The organism is Pseudomonas sp. H3(2019) (genome assembly GCF_007713465.1).
GTDB lineage: Bacteria > Pseudomonadota > Gammaproteobacteria > Pseudomonadales > Pseudomonadaceae > Aquipseudomonas.
The window spans coordinates 310,543-329,330 of record NZ_VMSG01000002.1; the positions used below are offsets into that span (position 1 = coordinate 310,543).

At 55.6% G+C, this 18,788-nt stretch carries 16 protein-coding genes, 1 tRNA gene and 1 pseudogene; 5 read left to right on the top strand and 13 right to left on the bottom strand.

The window, feature by feature from the left end; all coding sequences use genetic code 11:
* Positions 1-8: 8 nt before the first annotated feature.
* Genes FPT12_RS03600 through FPT12_RS03610 form a run of 3 tightly spaced genes read right to left on the bottom strand, consistent with a single transcriptional unit; the run spans position 9 to position 4,484 of the window.
* Positions 9-1,457, bottom strand: a complete 1,449-nt coding sequence (locus tag FPT12_RS03600) for an efflux transporter outer membrane subunit (RefSeq protein WP_256676595.1) — start codon at positions 1,455-1,457, stop codon at positions 9-11.
* Entirely contained in the window at positions 1,450-3,729 is a 2,280-nt protein-coding gene (fabD, locus tag FPT12_RS03605; RefSeq protein WP_218570711.1) for an ACP S-malonyltransferase, read from the bottom strand. Before fabD ends, FPT12_RS03600 begins: the two co-directional genes overlap by 8 nt.
* Entirely contained in the window at positions 3,711-4,484 is a 774-nt protein-coding gene (locus FPT12_RS03610) for an enoyl-CoA hydratase/isomerase (protein WP_145014679.1), read from the bottom strand. Before FPT12_RS03610 ends, fabD begins: the two co-directional genes overlap by 19 nt.
* Before the next feature lie 170 nt (positions 4,485-4,654).
* On the opposite strand from FPT12_RS03610, the gene FPT12_RS03615 reads away from it, so the two are divergent.
* Positions 4,655-5,398: a 4'-phosphopantetheinyl transferase superfamily protein gene (locus FPT12_RS03615; RefSeq protein WP_145014680.1), complete on the top strand. Its 744-nt coding sequence runs from the start codon at positions 4,655-4,657 to the stop codon at positions 5,396-5,398.
* A 22-nt stretch (positions 5,399-5,420) separates the two neighbouring features.
* Complete coding sequence (locus FPT12_RS03620; protein ID WP_145014681.1) at positions 5,421-6,140, top strand: hypothetical protein; 720 nt, start codon at positions 5,421-5,423, stop codon at positions 6,138-6,140.
* Positions 6,141-6,147: 7 nt separating this feature from the next.
* Here the strand turns inward: FPT12_RS03620 and FPT12_RS03625 are convergent, their stop codons facing one another.
* The 9 genes and pseudogenes from FPT12_RS03625 to FPT12_RS03670 all read right to left on the bottom strand — a co-directional run bounded on the left by FPT12_RS03625 (position 6,148) and on the right by FPT12_RS03670 (position 14,175).
* Positions 6,148-7,680, bottom strand: coding sequence for an amino acid adenylation domain-containing protein (locus tag FPT12_RS03625; RefSeq protein WP_145014682.1), 1,533 nt, complete (start codon positions 7,678-7,680; stop codon positions 6,148-6,150).
* 17 nt (positions 7,681-7,697) lie between these two features.
* Entirely contained in the window at positions 7,698-8,375 is a 678-nt protein-coding gene (locus FPT12_RS03630) for a Crp/Fnr family transcriptional regulator (RefSeq protein ID WP_145014683.1), read from the bottom strand.
* A 557-nt stretch (positions 8,376-8,932) separates the two neighbouring features.
* Positions 8,933-9,209: pseudogene (locus FPT12_RS03635) on the bottom strand (IS630 family transposase); the annotation flags it as partial.
* A gap of 427 nt (positions 9,210-9,636) precedes the next feature.
* Positions 9,637-9,712 (bottom strand) — tRNA-Gly (locus tag FPT12_RS03645).
* Positions 9,713-9,775: 63 nt separating this feature from the next.
* Entirely contained in the window at positions 9,776-10,336 is a 561-nt protein-coding gene (pgsA, locus tag FPT12_RS03650) for a CDP-diacylglycerol--glycerol-3-phosphate 3-phosphatidyltransferase (RefSeq protein WP_123583870.1), read from the bottom strand.
* 33 nt (positions 10,337-10,369) lie between these two features.
* Positions 10,370-12,193 carry an excinuclease ABC subunit UvrC gene (gene uvrC, locus FPT12_RS03655; RefSeq protein WP_145014684.1) on the bottom strand — a complete coding sequence of 608 codons (1,824 nt, stop codon included), beginning with the start codon at positions 12,191-12,193 and terminating at the stop codon, positions 10,370-10,372.
* Between the two features lie 2 nt (positions 12,194-12,195).
* The gene (gene uvrY, locus FPT12_RS03660) at positions 12,196-12,837 is read right to left on the bottom strand and encodes a UvrY/SirA/GacA family response regulator transcription factor (protein ID WP_019690936.1); all 642 of its coding nucleotides are present in this window, start codon (positions 12,835-12,837) and stop codon (positions 12,196-12,198) included.
* Positions 12,838-12,972: 135 nt separating this feature from the next.
* The gene (locus FPT12_RS03665) at positions 12,973-13,407 is read right to left on the bottom strand and encodes a GNAT family N-acetyltransferase (protein WP_145014685.1); all 435 of its coding nucleotides are present in this window, start codon (positions 13,405-13,407) and stop codon (positions 12,973-12,975) included.
* A 9-nt stretch (positions 13,408-13,416) separates the two neighbouring features.
* Positions 13,417-14,175 (bottom strand): carbon-nitrogen hydrolase family protein, encoded by a 759-nt coding sequence (locus tag FPT12_RS03670; protein ID WP_145014686.1) that lies wholly within the window; start codon positions 14,173-14,175, stop codon positions 13,417-13,419.
* Between the two features lie 626 nt (positions 14,176-14,801).
* Between FPT12_RS03670 and FPT12_RS03675 the strand changes: the two genes are divergently transcribed.
* Positions 14,802-15,893: a 3-deoxy-7-phosphoheptulonate synthase gene (locus tag FPT12_RS03675; protein ID WP_145014687.1), complete on the top strand. Its 1,092-nt coding sequence runs from the start codon at positions 14,802-14,804 to the stop codon at positions 15,891-15,893.
* 83 nt (positions 15,894-15,976) lie between these two features.
* Here FPT12_RS03675 and FPT12_RS03680 read toward each other — a convergent pair whose 3' ends face one another.
* Positions 15,977-17,101, bottom strand: a complete 1,125-nt coding sequence (locus FPT12_RS03680) for a hypothetical protein (RefSeq protein ID WP_256676587.1) — start codon at positions 17,099-17,101, stop codon at positions 15,977-15,979.
* A 344-nt stretch (positions 17,102-17,445) separates the two neighbouring features.
* On the opposite strand from FPT12_RS03680, the gene FPT12_RS03685 reads away from it, so the two are divergent.
* Positions 17,446-18,327: a triacylglycerol lipase gene (locus tag FPT12_RS03685; protein ID WP_145014688.1), complete on the top strand. Its 882-nt coding sequence runs from the start codon at positions 17,446-17,448 to the stop codon at positions 18,325-18,327.
* 131 nt (positions 18,328-18,458) lie between these two features.
* Positions 18,459-18,740, top strand: coding sequence for a peptidylprolyl isomerase (locus tag FPT12_RS03690; RefSeq protein ID WP_100939307.1), 282 nt, complete (start codon positions 18,459-18,461; stop codon positions 18,738-18,740).
* Positions 18,741-18,788: the final 48 nt, after the last annotated feature.

An 18,788-nucleotide genomic window follows, 5' to 3' on the forward strand; every position in this document is an offset into this window, starting at 1 on the left:
CCGGGATATCAAGAATTGGACGAGTCGTTCGGGGCCCATTGGCCGCCGACCGCTTTGTAGAGGATGATCCAGTTCGCCAATTGCTCGCGCTGCTGATCAAGCAGTCGTAACTGACTGGAAATCAGCATGCGCCGCAGCACTTCAAACTCGATCACATTGATGGAACCGACGCTCAGGCGCGCCTGGCCGGCGTCGAACTGCGACTGGTACTTAGCGACCGCCTGACGCAGGCTTTTTTCGCTCGGCCGCCCGGCATCGAGCCGGACCATCGTGGCCTCAACCTCGCGCACCGCTGCCCTGACCGTGCGCTGGTATTCGCCCACGGCCTGGTCGTAACGTGCCTGGCTCTGCTCGACCTCCGCCTTGAGTTGCCCGCCGTTGAAGATCGGCACAGACAAGGTTGGCCCGAACGACCAACTGGAGCCGCTCAATGTGCTGTTCCCACTGGAGGAACGGTTGCCCCCGATGCTGCCCAGGAGACTGAGCGAGGGATAGCGTCGCGCCTGCGAGACATGAATCTCCTCCTGCGCCACCACTACATGCTGTGCCGCCACTCGGATGTCGGGACGCTGGCTCAAGACGTCGGCAGGGACCGCATGCACTGCAAAGGCTCGTGGATGAGGTAACTCCGCCGCCGCGGGGCCCAGACGGCTGCGCAAAACGCTTTCGTCGATATCCGTCAACTCAACCAGTACCTTGAGGAGTACATCGGCCTCGGCCCCCGCCAGGATCAACCGGCTTTGTGACTCTGCGGCTCCGGCATCCAGTAACCCGGCCTCGTCATCGCTGGCCAGACCAACGTGGTGCAGAGTCCGCAATATTCGGGCACTGCTCAGCAACGATTCCCGGGTGTTCTCCTCCAGTCGCTGCCGTATTTGCAGCGCGCGCAGGTTTAGGTAAGCATTGGCCACTTCAGCCGCCAGACTTGTCCGCGCGTCGTGCCATTCGATTTGACGCGCGGCTTCTCGCGCAAGCGTGGCCCTGCGCTGGCTGGCGACGCCGCCCCACAGATCGATCTCCCAACTGGCATCGATGTTGGCATAGCCGTTGGTAGCCGTCACTGCAGGTTGAACGAACGCGTTGGTACTGCGTGCGCGTTCATAACCGGCATTGCCCGAAATGCGCGGCCACAGTTGCGCGCCGACCACCTTCGCCTCGGCGCGAGCTTCATCGATCCGCGCCTGGGCAATCTGCACGCTGGGGCTGGCTTGCTGAGCAGCGCTCAGCAACTTCAGCAGAACGTCATCATCACAGGCGCTCCACCACTGCTGTAATGCAACCACCCGTTCCGATGAGGGGAGAGGGGCATTCCACTGCTTTGTCCTGATCTGAAGTTGTGACACCTGTGCTGCATCTGGCGGGTAAGCCGTGCATCCTCCAAGTGCCAGATAGATTGTCAGGATGGGAGTAATGCACTTTCTCTTGGGGTGAATGGGTGTCCTATTTACCTTAAACATGGCTGAATGCACTCAGCCGCTGATTGATCAGGCTGGCAGTCTCCGCCATCAACCACAGGGCGATCGAGTCCACATGGCGCTTGCGCCAATCCTGCAACGGAGTGCCGCGCACCACTGAATTGAATGCGCCAAGTGCGGGACCGCAGTGAACCTGATAATTCGCGCGATCAGCAGTCTCGCCATTGACTGCGAGCCGGATTGAGTGGGCGAAATACCAGCGGAAGACCAGCGCCATCTTGTGCTTAGGATCGCGGGTAGCCTTCTCAATCTCGTCATGCTTTCCAAGCGACGCGAAATAGCTGTGGGTTTCTTCCCACACCTGTTCGAAGCTTCGATTAAAATAGAATTTCTCAATGCTCGCCCGCGTTTTTCCGTCGATCTCGTCCAGCGAGTTGCATTGCTTGTATAGCTGATGCAACTTGTTGCCCCGAGCCGAAAACAGCGTGCCCTTCTTCAAGACCTGTACCCGCGCACCCAGCTCGAACATGTCCCCTGCCGGTGCGTATGCCGTGTCTTGTACCTCCACCTCCGACAACATGTCTTTGACGCTATCCGAAGTATCTGCCTGCGGCGAACATTGATTGATCGACCCCGTTACTATGAAATCCGCACCCATTACAAAAGCCGACATCGCCGCATGCGGCGTGCCGATGCCGCCAGCTGCACCGACCGCGATACGGTACGGATAGCCATGTTCGCTCATCACCTGGTCGCGCAAAATCATCATTTGCGGTAGCAGTACGTTCAGATTGCCCCCATCGGTATGGCCACCTGAATCCGCCTCCAGGCAGAGCGCATCGCATACCGGATGGGAGCGTGCCAATTCCGCTTCCGCAGGGCTGAGCCGCCCTTCTTGCAACAGCTTGTCGACCAGGGCCGCTGGAGCCGGCTGCAAGAATTGCCGTGCGATTTCCGGGCGCGATACTTTGGCGACCACGTGTCGCAGAGGCTGAGCCCGACCTTGATCATCCTGCTCCATATGCTTGAAGCGGAACTCGATCAACGGGGCCGTCATGCGCAAGTAACCAGCCGCCTCGACATACCTGACGTCGTGCTTAAGATACAAATCAACCGCGGCCTGTTCCCGCCCTACGTCCTCCGGTGCGTGCAGAAGATTCATTCCCCATTTGGCATCTGCGGGCAACGCCACTTTCAACCGCAAGATCGCCTGCTCAATGCGTTCAGCCGATAAGCCTCCCGCGCCAAAGAATCCAAGCATTCCGGCTTGTGCCATCTTGCTCACCATCGCGGTGGAACCAATGCCGCGAAACATCGCGCCGGCGATGTAGGCGAAACGCAGACCATAGCGGCGGCGGAAGTCGGAGCAGCCCAGCGTTTGCGCATTCAACGCTAAACCCGCAGGGGACTGCGGCACGGATGTCGGCGGCGTATACTCAGCCTCAATCTCTCTCCAAAGACCGGTCAGAACCTGGCCGGTACCCGCCTCGCGGATCCTGCCCACACCCGCCTGTAACAGGTAGTTCATGCTGTCGAACCAACGCACCGGGCTGTAAATCTGACGCGACAGCAGCGCCTGGATTTCTGCATGCTGCAACACACGGCCGGTGACATTGGAAATAATCGGGCATTTGGGGGGATTGAACCGGATAGCCTGAATAAAGCCTGCAAACTCATCTGCGATCTTGCGCATGTAGCGCGAGTGGAAGGCTGCGCTCACATTCAGCGGCACACAGCGCACCCCCTCAAGTGTCATCGCATGGTGGCCGAAGCGGTCCAGACTGTCTCTTTCCCCCGACAAGACAAGCTGTCGCGCACTGTTATGGTTAGCCACATCCACGTCAGCAATCTCAAGCTGCTCCAGTGCACGCCCTACCGAGACTCTATCGAGTCCGATCACCGCCAGCATCCCGCCGCCATTCACGGTGCCCATCAGTTCGCCGCGCTTTTTGACAATACGAAGGCCGGTCTGAAAGTCATAGACGCTGCTTGCGAACAACGCGTTGTACTCACCCAAGCTATGGCCTGCGACAAAATCAGCGGCGAAACCTTCCTGCTCCAGGGCCATCCCTGCCAAGGCATTGACGAAATAGATCGCCGGCTGAGCGTATTGCGTCAACGCCAGGCGGCGTTCGCGGTCCTCCAGACACAGTTCAGCTATCGAATAGCCGAGTATGCGATCTGCCATCGCAACATGCTCAGGGAAGCGCTCGAATAAACCGGCTCCCATCCCTTTGCGCTGAGATCCTTGCCCGGGAAAAAGCAATGCTGATTTGCTGCCCGTTACTCGCGCCATCAATTTGATTTCTCCCAAGGAAAAAGGCCATGCTCGACAAAGGTCTTGATATTGCCAACCACGGTTTGCGACGAGAGCAGCCTGGTATATTCCTGCAACGCGACGGTCTCACTGGCTTCGGAAATCGGCCACAAGCGATGGGCAAATTGCTTCATGTCCTTGATTGTCTGCGCATTCAGATTGCCGATCCGATTCAAGTGCTTCTTTACTGCACGCTCCGGCTCGTCGCTCAATTCGTCTACTAAGTGCAATCTATGGGCTTCATCAGACTTGATGGTCTGTGTGGTCAGCATCAGGCTGTAAGCCTTCTGAAAACCGATGCGCCGCCCCAGAAACGGCAATACGCAGCATGGCAGCAGCCCCCACAACGCCTCGGGCAGGCTGAATTGGCTTCGCTTGGAGGCCAAGACCAGATCGCATGCCGCGACAATGCCGACGCCGCCAGCAGACACGCGGCCATCGACCAGGGCGATGGTGATCTTTGGCAAGGTGACAATCCGATGCATCAGATCCCAGAATTGCTTCCCGCCTTGCGAAAGGGTTTGCGGATCGTAGTGAGCAGCCAGCTCACGAATGTCCATTCCCGTGCAGAAACACTCTTCCTGTCCCCGCAATACAATCAAACGGCAATCATTATCGTGTTGCACGGCGTCAAGCACCGCATGCAATTCGCTTAACATCGTTTCATTGATGGCGTTGTCTCGATCCTTGTTCGCAAGGGTGACATGCGCGATACCTTCGGATCGCCTAACCTGAATAGTCTGATAGCTCACATAGCACCTGGTCTTGGTTACCCTTAATCGGCGTACAGATACTAAAGAGCTATTTCATCAGCACATGCTCAATATTGAACTGTTTCCTTTGGAAAACTACGCATAATCAGGCACCGCACAATTGGCAGATACCCTGCCATTATTGCGACCACACCTGTGGAAAGTTTTTCATGCTGAATGAGAATGAAGCCCACGTCTGGATCGTGCGTGCGGAGCAAATAAGCAGTCCGTCATGGACACATGCCTGCAATAAAGTGCTGGTGCAGGAAGAGCGTGCGCGTATGGAAAAGTTTGTCAGAGCGCGCGACAGACAGAACTTCATGATCGCCCGCGGCTTGACCAGAATTGCCCTTACCGGCTGTATGCCATCTGTCGCACCACAGGCCTGGCGCTTCCGCCAGACGCGGCACGGACGTCCTGAAGTGGCGCAACCCGCAAGCAAGACACCACTTCGATTTAACATCTCGCACACCCAGGACCTGATTGCCTTGGTCATCGTCTCGGGCCTGGATTGCGGAATCGACGTAGAACGCATCGATGGAAAGGTCAAGGTGAGTGAGCTCTCACCCCATGTCCTGTCGCACAACGAGCAACATCATCTGTCGGGGTTGCCGGATGAATATCAAACTACAGACTTTTTCAGATACTGGACATTAAAGGAGGCTTACACCAAAGCAATCGGGCTTGGGCTCTCCTTCCCCTTTGATGCTCTTGAATTCGATCTCACACTTGCGCCAGCGGCGTTAGTTTCACACGCCGGAAATAACCAGAATGGCCACTGGCAGTTTGAACAGTGGTTCGCCTCACACGAACACCTGCTGGCATTGGCCATCCGCCACGATCACACAATCGGAAGGCACATCATTAGATTACACGACAGCCCTACCATCCAGACTATTCGGTCCATGCTGTGACTTTTAATAACCGGAGATATCCATGCAAGCTACCAAAACAGAATTTCACGAAGCCTTACCGCACTCGGCAATCAAAGAGGTTTTTGAAGGCGTCTACATTGTTATGGGCACCTATATAGCGACCTATGGGGAAGAACAGTGGCAGTTCAGCCGAAACATGACCATTGTCAAGGAAGGGAACGAACTGACGCTAATCAACGCGATCAGGCTTGACGACGCCGGCCTAGCCGCACTGGAACGACTCGGCGACGTCAAGAACATTATCAAGCTCGGCGCCGCGCATGGTATCGACAATGCCTTCTATGCCGACCGTTACCGCGCCTCCATCTGGGCGCTGCCGGGCGACGAGCATGAAGACGGGCTCCACATCACGGAAACGCTATCCCCCGACCATCTGCCTTTCATAGACGCGGCCCTGTATGCCTTTCACTCGTCCAAACCCGAGGCCATTCTTGAGATCAAGCGTAACGGCGGAATCATCGTCAGCTGCGACTCCATCAAGAACTGGTCGTTTGCAGATGAGTTTTTCAGCAAGGAAAGCGCTGAGAAGATGGGTCAATACGGCATGCTCCGACCTGTCGATATCGATCGTAACTGGGTGGCGTCTTGCAGTATCAGCCAAAGTGACTTCGAGGGCCTGCTGTCGCTGGAATTCCAGCATTTGATTCCAGGGCACGGCCAAATTGTGCAAGGCACCGCGCATGAAAAAGTCAAAGACGCCGTAGCCGACGCCTTTGCCTGAGAGGCTGCTATAAGGCCTCAACCTCGTTGACCAAGCGTTTCTTATCTATCTTGCCCGAAGCGTTGAGAGGCAACTTCGGTAAAAAATGTACCTGGTGAGGCTGCATATAGTTCGGGATAACGGTGGAGCAGTGATCCCGAACTGCATTTTCATCGAGAATACCGCGTCCGCCTTGTGAGATAAAAACGTGAATGGCATTTTCCATCAGGGTATGCGGAACCGCGACCGCAGCGGCATGCATCACATTTGGACAGCTCATCAATGCCGCCTCGATTTCGCCAAGATCGATTCGATATCCGGCCGACTTGATGGTTTCGTTCTTGCGGCCGGTGAACGTGTATCTGTTGCCATCCGATCGCTGCACGATATCGCCAGTGTGATAACCCCGACGCCCGGCCCTCGACTCTCGCAACACCATGCTAGTTTGCTCCGTGCTCCCCCAATATCCGACCATGACCTGCGGACCAGATACGACCAATTCCCCCCTACTTGACGTTTCGTTTCCATCATCATCCACCAGCCACACTTCATGCCCTGGCAGCGGCTTGCCCAACTCGACAGCGCTCACCCCATGACTCAATTCTTCCCGGCTAAACCGGTGAAACATACAATAGACCGTCACCTCAGTTGGACCATACATATTGTAAACATCAGCAGTCGGCATCATCCGGTGGAACGCTTGTACATAGGGCGCAGGACAAGCGGCGCCACCAATGAATACCTTGCGTAGCGATGCAAAACTTTCCGCCGACAATTCGAACTGCTCATCGAACAATAGGCCGAATATAGTGGGCACTGTCGACAACACATTGATGGCATTCCGCTGAATATAACCGGCAATAGAAATGGGATCTTTATGCCCCGAGTAGACATGTAGCGTCACGCCTGAACCGATCAAAAACGCAATATCCATGACGGACTGGTCGAACGAAAAGTCGGCCATATTGAGCGCCACCATTTCGCCGGATATATCAAGGCTGTTTCTACACCAAGAGATGAAAAAGCTCAAACTTTCCCTTGATATGGCCACTCCTTTTGGCACTCCTGTGCTGCCAGAGGTAAATATCATGTACGCCAGTTGCTGTTGATGTATTGGCTCGCATGAAAAAACGGCTGAATACTCTTCAAAGGAAACAGCATTTATATCAATTGCATTTATCTCTGGATAATTTTTTCCAAAATCAGTGTTGAGCCCGCTGTCCAAAACCACCCGCCGCATATTACACACATCGAATATACTCTTCATCTTCTGGGCAGGGGCCGCCGGATCGATCGGTACATATAGAGCGCCCAACTTCCAGATAGCCAGCATACACCCCAAGGTGCGAATATCCTTATTCAAAAGCAAGGCAACGGGTTCCCCCGGCAACACGCCACGACTGCGCATCAGGTTTGCCAGCCTGTTCGAATAATATTCCAACTCAAGAAAAGTTAGGTGATCTCCCCCACAGATGATTGCCGTACGCTGCGGGTGCAACCGTACTTGCTCATGGAAATACTGGAGTACATCCGATGTACCTTGTTGATCCAAATTACTCATTCCGCTCGCACCCACATTCAGTTCTGAGTCAAGTATTCTTCAATTCGCTTTTTATTGATAACCAGGAAACAATCCGGGCAATCCTCCAAAATTCCTTGCTGCATAAAGCTATTCATAAAATACCCTACACGAGATCGCGTCGTCCCAATCAACTCCGACAGGTCCTGCAGTGATATTTTTTCATGAATTTTTATTCTGTCATTTTCACAGCACCCGAGCATCAATGAGAGCCGCAATAATGTGCTCGCTAATCGCTTCTCACTATTGCAGACAACAAAATCGGCAATCACATTCTGATACTCAAGCATTTTATTTGACATGCATTTAGCAAAGGAAAGATACAGTCCTTTTGATTGTAAACTATTGAATAACCTAGAGATTTTTATCCGCCTAACGATGCAGGAGCTCAACGCTGTGGCGGTCTCTGGAATGAGCCGGCCCGAAAGACCGCTCTCACCAAAAACGCCCCCTCTGGAATAAATGCCAAGATTACAGCCCCGCCCATCCTGCATTTGCATTGAAACCTTCACCTGCCCGCTCTCTATGAAATAAATGTACCCTCCCGCCCCGCCCACATATATGTTCTGCCTTTTTGCAAACGAGACCGGATAAAACGATTCATCGCCATTCCTAAAAATATTAATCAGTTGAGGGCAAATACCACCTGCCTCAATAGATTCTTCATAATTTTCCATTGGCCATTTCTCTAGCAACGATAAGCGCGAGTCAGTTCGTCCAGGACATACTCCCGGACAACCTATTTTCTTCAGGAACTCAGATCTGCTAACAAAACCTTAACCGACCACGTGTGGCCGCTGGCCTGCAATGCATGGCATTATTCAGAAAATTTATTTTGTTAACTTCTCGACGTCCTTTCTGCGTAAACGCACAAGGAATTGCTGCTAGCGGCTGGCTGAAGACTAGAAAGTTATGAACTCTACTTCGAGCAATCAAAATCGTATGGGGAACACTGGCAGTGCCAAACTGCGTGGCAAACGAATGTGCAATAGGTGAGTTTTCCATAGCCAATAGGCTACGCAAATGTGAGCTCCATGTTCTCATTATAGTCATCCATGTCACGAATGGTTAGATTGGGGGTCTATAACCACGACCATTCAAGAGCAGGCTGATGGAATTCCCTCTCATCTCCGGCTCTTGTCACTACAATACAGCTGAGGTTTTTCGTCCTTGCTGTTGCCGACATTATTAGTCTATGCGCAACAAAAATCCACATGCAGGATGCGCTCATCCATTAATTTATTTTTATCACGCTCAGCTTCTCCTTATGCACCGAGCTAATGATGGACTCAGCCGTTTTATTCCACTTGAACGGCTTGGCCGAATGCTCATTGTGAGCCTCGATAAATTGGCGGATAGCCGCCTTCAGGTCGGCGACGCTGGTGAACGCATCCCGGTACAGCGCTCGTCTTTCCAGTACCAGCCTTCCACACGTTCAGCCAAGACGCACCGGTCGGTGTGGAGTGCAATTTGAAACGCGGATGCTTTTCCAGCCACTGCTTGATTGCAGCCTGTTGGCGCTGATTGAAAACTGATCCAGGGCGGATTGCTGATTTTTGCATCAGCAATTGAGGATAAGCTTAGCAGCAGTGTCCCGGTTGAAGACGCATCAGGCCCCACCCATGTAGGCATACGGCGAGGCCGTTGTAGTCAGGGAGGGTGTAGTCCTTGGCACGGGGTTTGGCGTGCCGGACTGCGGTATTCGTAAGCGCCACCGTACAATCTCCGTCTCGTTTGGATGGCGGAGGTTTGTACGGTTTGCGATGAGACTGGCACCACAAAAAACCGATCTGCCGAGCACGGGATTGATGCACTGGAAAATGTGCCCATTAGGGCTGGATCTGAGTGTTTTCAGGGAGGGCGCGGCAAAAGCCAAAGAAGGACTTTTCTCTGGACGAAAAAAATGGACCTCTTTTCAGAGATCCATTTTTTAATGCTTGGAGCGGGAAACGAGACTCGAACTCGCGACCCCGACCTTGGCAAGGTCGTGCTCTACCAACTGAGCTATTCCCGCGTCTTGGTGTGGCGCATTTTATAGAATTTAGAAGTCTCGTCAACCCCTTGATTCAAAAAAGTTTTATTTTTTTTCTACATCGGTTTTCAGGTGCGGCCAGGCAGCACGCAGATATTGCACCATGGACCACAACGTCAGGCCTGCGGAGACCATCAGCAAGGTATAACCCACCAGAACCCAAAAGCTGAAGTCCGACGGATTGGCCAGCAGGATCACCAGCGCCAGCATCTGCGCAGCGGTTTTCCATTTGCCCAGGTTCGAGACGGCAACATGTGCACGCGCGCCCAGTTCGGCCATCCACTCCCGGAGAGCGGAAACGACGATTTCACGACCGATGATGACCGCTGCCGGCAATGTCAGCCACACGTTGCCGTGCTCTTGCACCAGCAACACCAGCGCCACTGCGACCATCAGTTTATCGGCTACCGGATCGAGAAATGCCCCGAACGGTGTGCTTTGTTCCAGGCGGCGGGCCAAATAGCCATCCAGCCAGTCGGTAGCCGCAGCGAACGCGAAGACCGAGGCAGACGCCAGGTAGCTCCATTGGTACGGCAGGTAAAACAGCAAAATGAAGATCGGGATAAGTAGAACGCGTAGAACGGTGATCAGGTTAGGGATATTCATCGGCACAACTGGCTACGAGGTGAGTTAGGCATTCTACTCGCTGTGCAGGTTTGCATAAATCAACTCAGCGAGCTTTTTACTGATCCCCGGTGCTTTGGCGATCTCTTCGATGCTTGCACGAGACAGCTCCTGCAATCCACCAAAATGTTTCAACAGGTCACGCCGCCGCGTCGGCCCTACCCCGGCAACGCCTTCAAGCGTTGAAGTGCGGCGGGTTTTGCCACGTCGCGCGCGGTGACCGGTAATGGCAAAACGGTGGGCCTCATCGCGGATCTGCTGGATCAAGTGCAGCGCCGGAGAATCCCCGCGCAAGGTGAACTCATGGGCGGCGTCATTAAGATAAAGCGTTTCAAACCCGGCCTTGCGCGTTGCACCCTTGGCCACGCCCAGAAGAATCAGGTCAGGCACGGCCAATTCGTTGAGCACATCACGCGCCATGGACAACTGCCCTTTGCCGCCGTCCACCAGCAGGATGTCCGGCAGCTTACCCTCGCCGTCCTTCAACTTGCTGAAGCGTCGAGTCAGCGCCTGATGCATCGCCGCGTAGTCATCGCCCGGCGTGACTCCTTCGATGTTGTAGCGACGGTAGTCGGACTTCAGCGGCCCTTCCGGGCCGAACACCACGCAAGACGCCACCGTCGCTTCGCCGCTCGAGTGACTGATGTCATAGCATTCCAGTCGTTGTGGCGGCTCATCCAGGTCAAGCACTTGCGCCAAGGCTTCAAACCGCGCGGCAACGTGCTGACGGTTGGCCAGGCGCGCCCCGAGCGCCTGCTCGGCATTGGTCACGGCCAGTTGCTGCCAGCGTGCTCGCGTGCCCCGAACCCGATGACTGATGATCAACTCGCGACCGCGTAGCTCTTCAATGGCCGCGATCAGGGTCGGAAAGTCTTCGTGGACCACATTGACGATCAACTCGCTCGGCAAGTCGCGTTCGGGACTGCTGATGAAGTACTGGCCAAGAAACGCCGCCATCACCTCGGCAACATCCTCTTCAATACCCACCTGCGGGAAAAAGTTCTTGCTGCCCAGCACCCGTCCGCCACGCACACTGATCAGATGAACACAGGCACCGCCCGGGTTGATGAACGCCGCGATGACATCGACATCTCCCGTTCCGCCTTCCATGCTCTGTTGATCCTGCACCCGGCGCAGCAGGGAAATCTGATCCCGCAGCTCGGCCGCCCGCTCGAAATCGAGGGTACTCGCCGCCTGCTCCATGCCTGCGGACAGCTCGTCTGTCAGCGCATTGCTGCGACCTTCGAGGAACATCACCGAGTGACGCACATCCTCGGCGTAGACCTGCGGTTCGACCAGGCCGACGCAGGGCGCCTTGCACCGTTTGATCTGGTACTGCAAGCACGGTCGCGTGCGGTTCTTGTAGTAGCTGTCTTCGCACTGACGAACAAAAAAGGTCTTTTGCAGCAGGCTCAGGCTTTCACGAATCGCACCGGCACTCGGGTAAGGACCGAAGTACTTGCCCTTCAGCTTTTTCGCACCGCGATGGATGCTCAGACGTGGAAAATCACCATCCGAAAGAAACACATACGGATAGGACTTGTCGTCTCGCAGGAGGATATTGTAAGGCGGCCGCCACTCCTTGATCAGCGTCTGCTCAAGCAGCAGCGCTTCGGTTTCGTTGGCGGTGATGGTGGTTTCAATTTGGGCGATTCGGCCAACCAATGCTGCCGTTTTGGGTGCCAGGCCGGTCTTGCGGAAATAACTCGCCAGACGTTTCTTCAGGTTCTTGGCTTTGCCCACGTACAGCAGGCGCGCATCGCTGTCGAACATGCGATACACACCGGGGCGCCCACTGACGGTCGAAAGAAAGGCGCTTGGATCAAACGGGTCGGTCATTGTCAGAGGCTGGCATCGACCATGCCGTGACGAACCGCCAACAGCGTCAACTCAACATCGCTGCTGATCGAAAGCTTCTCGAAAATGCGGTAACGGTAGGTGTTCACGGTTTTTGGCGACAGGCATAGTTTGTCGGAAATGATCTGGACCTTCTGGCAGCCGACAATCATCAGCGCGATCTGGATCTCCCGCTCTGACAGTGCGTCGAAAGGCGAATCATTGCTCGGCTGGAACGATTTTATCGCCAACTGCTGGGCAATTTGCGGACTGATATAACGCTGTCCGGCAAATACCTGGCGAATCGCCTGCACCATTTCATTAAGCCCTGCGCCCTTGGTCAGATAGCCGGCGGCACCTGCCTGTAACAGTCGGGTAGGAAACGGATCTTCCTCGCACACGGTTACGGCGACGACTTTGATGTCCGGGTGGCTGCGCAACAACTTGCGCGTAGCTTCAAGACCGCCGATCCCGGGCATCTTGACGTCCATCAGCACCACATCCGGTTTCAACTCACGCGCTTTAAGCAGGGATTCCTCCCCCGACTCAGCCTGGCCGACTACTTGCAGACCATCGATGTCAGCCAACATTCGTGTAATACCTGTACGAACGAGATCATGGTCATCGACTACTAGCACCCTAATCAAGCAGACACCTCGCGATATGGTCTTATTGGTTGCCGAACACCTTAGCAAAAAGCATCCGGCAGACCTAGCAGCAAGCGCTATATAAAAAGTTTCAATTCGTCTTGAATGGCTTGAGCTACACGCTTTGCAGACGTTTCAGCGCAGACATTTACGCTCCATCCTCAGGAAACAGTCGTCCTGCCCGACAATCTGCAAGCCCATGCGCTGATAAAGCGCTTGCGCGGGATTGTCCTTGAACACCGTCAAACGCAACGCCGGACGTCGCTCTGCACAGGCTTTCGAATACACTTGCTCGAGGGTCCAGGTGCCAATGCCCTGACCGCGAGAGGCCTCGACCACATGCAATTCGCGAATGTACAGGGCCTTAGAGTCGCAGCTCAGGCTGGTAAAACCCAGCACCGATGCATTTTGGCAAATAAGCCAGTTTTCCCGGCCCGCCCAGGACACATCGAAAGCCTCGTCGATCCACGGCAGGTCATGCCGAATGTAGTAGCCAAGCATGGTTTGGCAAGTCAACGCTCGCGCAAACGGCAAGTGTTCCGCCGACGCCAGCCGCAGCTCAAAATCCATCTGCCCTCCTCATACACTGGCCACGGGCACGACCTCGCCACTCCACTCACCGGAATTTCGACGGGCAATCACCAGTAAATCCCCGGTTCCCGGAGCAGCTGTGATCAGCGAACCGTCCGACGCCCAGATTGCGCTACGCCCTGCCGACTCCCAGCCGCCCGTCGCACCGCCATGATTGGCCATTAGCACCACCATCAAGTGCTTGCTGGCATAACCCTGCAGCAATGCGGTGTCCGGGGCATAGCCACCTTCGGTAATCAGCACGCCGGCGGCGTAGAAGTTTGCCCCCTTATCGGCGGCCGCAGCGGCATGACTGGCATGCGAAAAGTCCGCGCACACCGCCAGCGCGATCGTATCGTCACCCATCGTCAGCAGCGAACCGCCCGAACCCGGCGCAAACGCCGCCTCCTCGCCCGAATGCAGATGCTGCTTGCTGTAGACCCCCAGCGAACCATCAGCAGCCAGTACCAGCGCACCAATCAGTACCGGCGCATCGGCCGACAGACGAATCGGCATTCCGACGACAGTGGTGACACCCAACTCTCGAGCCAAATCCCGCAGTGGCTGCAAGACCGCTGCATCCGGTGCGATCGCCAGTTCCGCCGCCAATCCGCGCTCATACCCTGTGAGTGATAACTCGGGGAACACCAACAGTTGCACGCCCTGCCCGGCGGCGGCCTGGATGAAATGTTGATGCCGAGCAATATTGGCATGAAGGTCCCCGGCAACCGAGATCGATTGTGCGGCGGCGATGGTCAGTGTCGTCATCTGCGTTGTCCTTGATGAGTGCCCGCAAGCAATCACGAAGTGTGGCACAAAGCTACGCTGGGCTTAAGCCATAGAAACTGACCTGCGAGCCGATAGTATTTACTGATTGAATCTGCACACCCGCCTCTAGTAAGCTCGGTGCATTCATCGGAGACAGACCATGCCGCATACCCCTTCACAGCTTCGCATCGCCAGTGCCCCGCGCTCGGTTGCGGCTGCACGGGCAAATGGCGTCTGCGCACCGGTAAACTTTTATTTTGGGTATTGGTTTAGCCACTGGCGCGCCTGATACCCACACGGCGCCCACTACTCAAGGGGTCGCCTACCAGAGAATTCTCAACCCCCGGTCGGCTTCCCGACCGGGGGTTTTGTTTTTTCAGCCCCATACATTTTTAGCGACATCACTGACTTCAAGGAATCACGACATGAACTACGCCACTTATTACCGTTACGACAGTTTTTCCGCCTGGCGATTTACCAGCCTCCGCTCGGGACAGCCTGCCGCCTCCGATCGGTCACCCACAGGTGGCATGCACACACTCGAAGCCAACCCGGCCAATTGTCGAACACCCCAGTAGGGCCGAGCGCGCGGGACCGAACCCGCCGCCAGCCCAGGAAGCCCGAATATGAACTCGTCCATCTCTGCTTTGCCGCTGTCCACCTTGAGCCCGGCCAATGAAGCGCTGACCCGGCGTTTGCCCAGTTCGCTGCAACTCAAGCACCAATTGCCACTCACTCGCACACTGACCCAACAGGTCGCTGCACACCGTGAAGCGGTCCGCGCGATTCTCGACGGTGAAGACTCCCGTCTGCTGGTCGTCGTCGGCCCTTGTTCGATACACGATCCGCAATCCGCCCTCGAATACGCTGGCAAGCTCGCCCGGCTTGCGGCCGACGTCAGCGATGAAATGCTCGTGGTGATGCGTGCGTACATCGAAAAGCCTCGCACCACGGTGGGCTGGAAAGGCCTCGCCTACGATCCGCACCTGGATGGCAGCGACGACATGGTCGGTGGCCTGACCCTCTCCCGCGAATTGATGCGTGAAATGCTTCGCCTCGGTTTGCCGATCGCCACTGAACTGCTGCAACCCATGGCCGCCAGCTACTTCGATGATCTGTTGAGCTGGGTCGCCATCGGCGCACGCACCACCGAATCACAGATTCACCGTGAGATGGCCAGCGGCCTGAGCATGCCGGTCGGTTTCAAAAACGGCACCGATGGCGGTGTCGGCGTCGCCACTGATGCCATGCGCTCGGCAGCTCATCCGCATCGGCACTTCGGTGTCGACAGCCAGGGGCACCCGGCGATCATTCAGACTCAGGGCAACCCGGATACGCATCTGGTACTGCGCGGCGGGCATCGTGGGCCAAACTATGACGTCCAGAGCGTCGCGCACATACAGGCTGACTTGCAGAAGCTGAAGATCGCGTCGCGGATCATGGTCGATTGCAGTCACGCCAACAGCGGTAAAGACCCGCTACGCCAGCCTGCCGTATTCAACGAAGTACTTGAGCAACGCCTGAGCGGCAATCACTCGCTGATCGGCATGATGCTTGAAAGCCATTTGTTCGAGGGCTGCCAACCGTTGAGCAAGACTCTGCGCTATGGGGTGTCGGTGACTGACGGCTGCCTGGGCTGGGAGGCGACCGAGCAGTTGCTGCACAACGCCAGCCTGAAACTGCGCGAGCCTGGCCACGAAACCAAAGTGAGCGTCTGAACGTCCCTGCAACACGAGCGATCACCACCCTGCGCTGCCGCTCCCTGTGAGTATCTGGAGCGGCAGCATGGCCCCGAGTCTGGCTACAGCGGCAGGTCACCTGAACGAACATACATCTCCAGCACCTCCGACGCCTGACTCGTGTCATCGAGGCGCTCAACGCTATAACTCACCCGAACCGTAGAGTCTTGATGCTCTCGCCAAAAGCGGTAAGGCACAATGAAGACTATTGCGGTATCGCCTGAGACGTCGAAATGCTCACGATGACTGAAGTTGGCACCGTCACATTTCAAGTAGACCCGTTCTCCCTGCTCAATCCCCGGATCATCGATCACGACAGTGACGCCATCCAGCGCATCTCGCAGGTCCAGTTCTGTTTCATCGGCTTCCAGCACGTTGGGGAGCGCAAGAGAGGCGGGCTCACGAATACCGATCATCACCTGCGCGTGTTCTGAATAGCGAATCGTCTGTCCTGGACATCCGACGAAGTAACTGTAAGTGACCAAGGAGCCAAGATTCGGCGTGATGTAGTGCGGATCAATCCAGAACGAAATATCGCTCCCGACAGCGAATCGTTCAATTCTCAACGAATCACTAAAACCATGACCCGGCGCGTTGCCCACCCACGACAAAAACACGGTGTCGCCCTCTGCCATTCTGGCGTAGGGGCGAATGGTGACTTGCGTCCCTTCAGCTACCCGCCCGGGAGCAAGCCAGCCACCTATGGCGTCATCCACCAGCGCCGCAAGCAACTCTTGCCTGACATCTCCCACCTCCAATTGCAGTCGCCGGGATTCAACGGGGCCGCTCAGTTCGGCACTGCTCAAGGTGTAATACACCTCAAGTGAGCCGCCATCGAGCGCCGCAATATGGGGTGCACGAACAATGAACACAATTTTCTTGCCAACCTGAGCGTTGCTCACAAAACGCTCTGCCTTATGAAAATAAGCAGCGCCATCAGCATCGATACCACTCCACGACAGCACGATCTTGTCTCCGCAGGCCATGCCCGGGTAGGGTTCGACGTTGAGCACCGCACGGTTTTGGGAGGGGTCGAGGACACTGTGCTGAAGGAGTCGCGCGACTTCCCTCCTGGGCGCAATCAAAATCGGCTCAGCAAGCTGGCCGACATGAATGTGCTGCCTCTCGGTGCACTCTGGTACAGCCTTTTTAGAAACGCTATCGCCACACATTGTGTCTGTACCCATTCACCTTCCCCTTTCCTTGGAAAAACGCTGTCCGATAGTTTGGAAGCAGCGTTGAATGGATCTATTGGAGCCTAAATGTCAGCCCGTTGATGTCAGCTCCTCCTCCAAAACAAAGAGGTCAATGATCTGACTCGAGTAGGACGAAAACCGCTTTTGAGCTTCATCGCCCGCATGAAGACGTCGAAACGTTCCGAGCAATGCCTCGTCAATATCTGATTTTTCCCGCCATTTTTATTCCGTTTTCAACTGTTTACAGCGGTTTTTTCGCACAGCGCTCGCCTACCGGCCTGCATTAGAGTGAAGACGTGAACCCTCACTCGAACTTACGGAATACAGGTACGCACATGCAACGGAATGCAATCACGCAGCACCCTATCCTGCTGGTCCACGGCCTCTTCGGTTTCGAAAGCATCGGCAAACTGGAACTCTTCCATGGCGTGAAACAGGCACTGAGGAACACTGGCGCACAAGTGTTCATACCCCACCTCTCGGCTGCTCACTGCAATGAGGTTCGTGGCGAACAACTGCTGGCGCAAATCGACCGGGTGCTGGCCGGCACCGGCGCGAGCAAAGTCAATCTGATCGGCCATAGCCAAGGTGCACTGACCGCTCGTTATGCTGCAGCGATAGCGCCCCAGAACGTCGCTTCGGTGACCTCGGTCAGTGGGCCAAACCATGGCTCCGAGCTCGCCGATTGTTTGCGCAAGGCGTTGACCCCCGGTCACCTGCCAGAACACGTCGCGGTGGCGGTCTCGACGCTGTTCGTCGAGTTCCTGTCGTATATCAGTGGCAACCCGAATATTCCGCAAAACGCCGTCGCCGCCCTCAACGCATTGACGACTGAAGGTGTCGCTGCATTCAATGCCAAATTCCCTCAAGGCCTGCCGAAGACCTGGGGTGGCGACGGCGAAGGACAGGTCAACGGCGTTCGTTATTACTCCTGGAGTGGCACATTGCAGGGCAATCTGCTGGATGCAGGGCTGCATGCGCTTGATCCACTGCACGCTTTTTGTCGAGGGTTTTCCAGGTTTTTCACCCGCGAGACTGAGCAAAATGACGGAATGGTCGGCCGCTACAGCTCGCATCTGGGCACCGTCCTGCGCTCCGATTACCCGATGGACCACCTGGATGCGATCAATCAAACGGCAGGGCTGGTTCGCAAAGGTATCGATCCCATCGAGTTGTATCTGCAGCATGCCGAACGCTTGAAAAGCGTTGGTCTTTGAGCAGGTCTTTTTCGAACAACGGCAAGATGAGGTGAAAACCGGCAATCGATTGACCGAACTTTGACGAGAAATAGGTCACTGAATCCGGTAGGCTCAGCACCTTACCTGAACATTGAATGGAGATTTTTCCCATGGCCAAAGCCACTGCCCGCCACATCCTGGTTGCCAGCGAAGCCAAGTGCAACGAACTGAAAGCCCAAATCGAAGGCGGCGCTGATTTCGCCGAAATCGCCAAAGCCAACTCCACTTGCCCGTCGAGCCGTGACGGTGGCAACCTCGGTTCGTTCGGTCCTGGCCAGATGGTCAAGGAATTCGACACCGTGGTCTTCAGCGCACCGGTCAATACCGTGCAAGGCCCGGTCAAGACCCAGTTCGGTTATCACCTGCTGGAAGTGACCAGCCGCCAGGACTGATCAATCCGCGATTTGCTCAAACAACGGCCCGCCTTCTGGTGGGCCGTT